This is a genomic window from Collinsella aerofaciens (assembly GCF_039752955.1).
Lineage (GTDB): Bacteria > Actinomycetota > Coriobacteriia > Coriobacteriales > Coriobacteriaceae > Collinsella > Collinsella aerofaciens_BI.
In genome coordinates this window covers 1-4,220 of the sequence record NZ_JBDMHB010000070.1, presented here as the reverse complement: position 1 = coordinate 4,220, position 4,220 = coordinate 1, and the positions used below count along the sequence as shown (strand labels likewise).

Genomic DNA, 4,220 nt, shown 5'->3' with positions numbered 1-4,220 from the left:
ATTACGAGCTCCTGTGCGAATTGGAGAGAGCGCTCCCGCAAACTGCCTCTTGACAACTTATAGGAGCGTCGGTTTTAATTTCATAAAATCCAGGATGGTCGAGGATGCTCGGTTAAACGTAGTAGATGGCCGCATTTCTTGGCAAACGGTCCGACTCGAGACCCATGGCGACCAGCCTCGGATGGCCATTCTCGAAGTTGCGGTGGAATACGGACTGAATTGGCCCCTTAAAGGCAAAAACGCTCCGTATTTCACCGCAACTTATCGAGGGGATGGGTTTTAGATACGGCCAAGGTCGTAGGATCGAGCGGCCGCTTCACCGGCGCAGATGAGGTTGGTTGTGGCTTCTTGCACACCGAGCGCCCGGTCAAGGTCCATGGGCTTGCGGCAGATCGGAAGTACCAAGTCGACGCCCTGCTCATACACCGCATCCAGGTTGACGGCGCGACCGCCCACGACGGCGACCACCGGCTTGCCATATCGCTTCGCGCGACGGGCCACGCCCACCGGCGCCTTACCGGCGGCGGACTGCTCATCCATATTGCCCTCGCCCGTTATGACCAGGTCGACATCGCGCACGCGCTCATCAAATCCCACGAGATCGAGCACCGTCTCCACGCCCGAACGCAGCTCCGCGCCGAGCGCCAACAGCGCGGCACCCAGGCCGCCGGCGGCACCGGCACCGGGCACACCGAGTACCGAGCCAAATGTCCGCACACCCTCGGGCGCGCGCAGCAATCCCTGAGCCCGCGCCCTAGCAATCGCCGCATCGAGCAGGCGACCGTAGCCGACCATCCAGCCGTCGTATCTGCGCAGCACCTCGACATCATCCGCCGGCAGACCCTTCTGTCCGCCGAACACCGCAAGCGCGCCGCGACGCCCCACGAGCGGATTCTCGACATCGGAAAGCACCACGACACGTGCGCCGTTCAGCGTCCGAAGCGCTGACGTCAAATCGATACTCGCCACGTGTTCAAGGCCCGCAAGACCGGGGGCGACATCGCAGCCCTGATCATCGACCACGCGCGCGCCCAGCGCCTGCAGCATACCGGCGCCACCATCGTTGGTGGCGCTGCCGCCCAAGCCAATATAGATAGTCTTTGCCCCGGCACGAACCGCACGGAGCATCAGCTCGCCCACGCCATAGGTTGTGGCCGCCAACGCCGTCGACTCCGTGCAAGGCGAATACCCAATTCCGGCCGCCTCGGCCATCTCAATTACAGCCGAGTCGCGCTCGTCGTCCACCAGCATCCGGGCAGACACGCGGTCGCCCAAGGGACCTGCCACCTCGCAGGTCACAATCTCACCGCCGCACGCGGCAACGGCATCGAGCGTTCCCTCGCCACCATCTGCCAGCGGCAACGTAGCCACCTGGGCATCGGACCACACACGGCGCATGCCCTCGGCAACCGCCGCCTCCGCCTGTGCACTCGAAACGCTACCCTTAAAGGAGTCAATCGCCAACAGCACACGGCGGGGCCGGCGGCACGCAGGACCAAAGTCAACCGCCGTGCCAGTATCCTCACCGGCACCTGCAAGCGCTGCGGCGTGTGCGGCATGCGCCTCAAGATCGGCCCCACAACCGCAATCAGCGCCGCCCGCCCCGCGCAGACCGCCAAAATAGTTACTCAGCAGCTCGCGGCATTCATCCGCCAGGACCCCAGCCGTCACGTTAAACCGATGATTCAGGCGCGAATCGGCATTCAGGTCATACAGCGAACCCAGCGCGCCCGCCTTGGCATCACTCGCGCCATACACGCAGCGCCCCACGCGCGCGTTGACCATAAGGCCCGCGCACATGCAGCAGGGTTCCAACGTCACATAGACCGTACAGTCGGAAAGGCGCCAGCGGCCAAGCGACCGAGCGGCAGCGCACAGGGCCGCGAACTCGGCATGAGCCGAAGGGTCTTGGTCGAGCTCGCGGCGATTATGCGCCCTCGCGACAACCTCGCCCGAGCGCACTACTACGGCTCCGATGGGCACCTCGCCCACCGCAGCGGCGTCGCGCGCCTCCGCCAGCGCCTCGCGCATGAACTTCTCGTCGATTTCGGTGATCGTCATCGTTCGCCTTCCCTGTTGCAAATTCAAAACGATGCTATCATTACGACTCACGGAGAGATGGCAGAGCGGTTGAATGCGGCGGTCTTGAAAACCGTTGAGCGCGAGAGCGTTCCGGGGGTTCGAATCCCCCTCTCTCCGCCACCTTAGTGATTCACCGGCGTCATGGTCCGCTCAAACAGTGCATCGACCACGTCGGCCATCTCGGGTCGACGCTCAAGATCGTGGCCCGATTCCCACCAATTTGTGAACAACCGAATAATGCCACCGGCGATAAACTCAGACGTCGTCTCGAGTGACACGGGGGCCAGGGCATCCTCGGCAAGCACGTTCATCACACGCTCGCGGATGGAGCGGGCAATGCGGTCGCAAATAACGTTGGTCAACATGCCCGACATGCTGCTTGCCAAAATGTTATCCATGAGCCGCTCGTGCGCCAGAATCAAATCCATGGCATCGTCCAAAATCGCGTGCCGAAGCGCGCGCACGTCCTCGGCAGATACCACGCCGGCCTCATCGGGCTGTTTTTGCGGCAAGCCCGACATGAGCTCATCGATATAAAAGGCAAAGTAATCGTTCTTGTCGCGAAAGTGCTTGTAGAACGTCGTGCGGCGAATCATGGCGCGGTCGCACAGCATGGCAACCGTCAGGTCCTCAAAACGATGCTCCTCGAGAAGCTCGGTAAAGGCATCGAACAGGGCGCGGTAGGTTTTCTTGATGCGAAGGTCCACTGGTATCGCCATCCTCAGGGCAAAGACAACACTCGTCAATCTGTCGCATATCTTACACCTGTACCTCGCGCGCTTTGCCCCGGTGCCGACCCCGACGAAAACACAACGCTTACCGGAAAGTTCGGCACGGCAAAACGTTGCGGGTATACTAGTAGCGTTATACCAACGGCAGCTGGCGCATGCCGCCGCGGCCATTCGAAACGGAGACATCATGCTTCCCGTCATCATCGGCATCGTTGTTGTCATTGTGATTGCCTGCGCCATCGCCGGCATCTACAACAACATGGTCACCAAGCGTAACCGCATCGATAACGCCTGGCAGAACATCGATACGCAGCTGCAGCGTCGCAACGACCTGATCCCCAACCTGGTCGAGACCGTCAAGGGCTACGCCAAGCACGAGCAGGAGACGCTCTCCGCCGTGATCAGCGCGCGTAACACCGCCGTCAAGGCCACCACGCCCGAAGCCAAGATGGAAGCCGACAACGTGCTGACCGGTGCGCTGCGCCAGCTCTTCGCCGTAGCCGAGGCCTATCCCGATCTTAAGGCAAACACCAACTTTACGCAGCTGCAGGCATCGCTCGAGGATACCGAGAACAAGATTAGCTATGCACGCCAGAGCTACAACGACTGCGTGCTCAGCTACAACAACGCCATTCAAACGTTCCCGGCTGTCATCTTTGCCGGCATCTTCCAGTTTAAGGAGCGCCAGGGCTTCGAGGCCGCCGAAGCAGCCCGCCAGGCCCCGACCGTCAAGTTCTAGTAGTTTGGCAGCGCATCCTTAATCGGCCAAATGCATAAACCGCCCCGTCGAATGCATACTTCGACGGGGCGGTTTCCTTTTTCGCGAAGGTCCCCCTCTAAGCGCCGTGCATTTTTAGGAGTATTCAACATAACCAAGAGCTTCGGGCGCCACGATAAATGCCAAAGACCGCGAATATCCCTGCAAATCAAACGCTGTCAGCCCATAACCCCGCCCATCATCCGTAGAAACCATCGAGAAATCCCGATTTTTTTGCCCGAGGTCGGTATGCAGGGGCCTTCGATTGCAGAATACTCGCAAAAATGCACGTCGCCACCGCCCCCACATGGCGCGAAGCAAAGCAAAAGCGCAGCCTAAAAGGCCGCGCACCATCTTTATTCAGATTAATCATTGCCCGTTGTGACATCGCCGAACCCGCAGGGCAGAGAACAAGTTCCCTCCCGGCGCACTCCGCAGGACGCAAGAAGCCCTCGCCGCACGAAGTGCGCAGCGAGGGCTTCTTGCATGTCCGAGGACGCGCCGGGAGGGAACTTGTTCTCTGCCCGGATAGGTAAGACAAATTACGCGACGGTGTAAACCCAGTTGTGCTTGTCCTCGACAGCACCAGACTGGATACCAGTCAGGGTCTCGCGGAGCTTCTTCATCACAGGGCCGATCTCGGTGTAGCC

General features: G+C 60.6%; 3 protein-coding genes and 1 tRNA gene. 2 read left to right on the top strand and 2 right to left on the bottom strand.

Annotated features, from left to right (window positions below):
• Positions 1-279: 279 nt before the first annotated feature.
• Positions 280-2,061, bottom strand: a complete 1,782-nt coding sequence (gene tadA, locus ABHR75_RS09650) for a tRNA adenosine(34) deaminase TadA (protein ID WP_346964207.1) — start codon at positions 2,059-2,061, stop codon at positions 280-282.
• 51 nt (positions 2,062-2,112) lie between these two features.
• On the opposite strand from tadA, the gene ABHR75_RS09645 reads away from it, so the two are divergent.
• A tRNA-Ser gene (locus ABHR75_RS09645) sits at positions 2,113-2,202 on the top strand.
• Between the two features lie 2 nt (positions 2,203-2,204).
• Here the strand turns inward: ABHR75_RS09645 and ABHR75_RS09640 are convergent.
• On the bottom strand, positions 2,205-2,789 hold the full coding sequence (locus ABHR75_RS09640; RefSeq protein ID WP_215692636.1) for a TetR/AcrR family transcriptional regulator: 585 nt from the start codon (positions 2,787-2,789) through the stop codon (positions 2,205-2,207).
• A 211-nt stretch (positions 2,790-3,000) separates the two neighbouring features.
• Between ABHR75_RS09640 and ABHR75_RS09635 the strand changes: the two genes are divergently transcribed.
• Positions 3,001-3,552: a LemA family protein gene (locus tag ABHR75_RS09635; protein WP_171021549.1), complete on the top strand. Its 552-nt coding sequence runs from the start codon at positions 3,001-3,003 to the stop codon at positions 3,550-3,552.
• Positions 3,553-4,220: the final 668 nt, after the last annotated feature.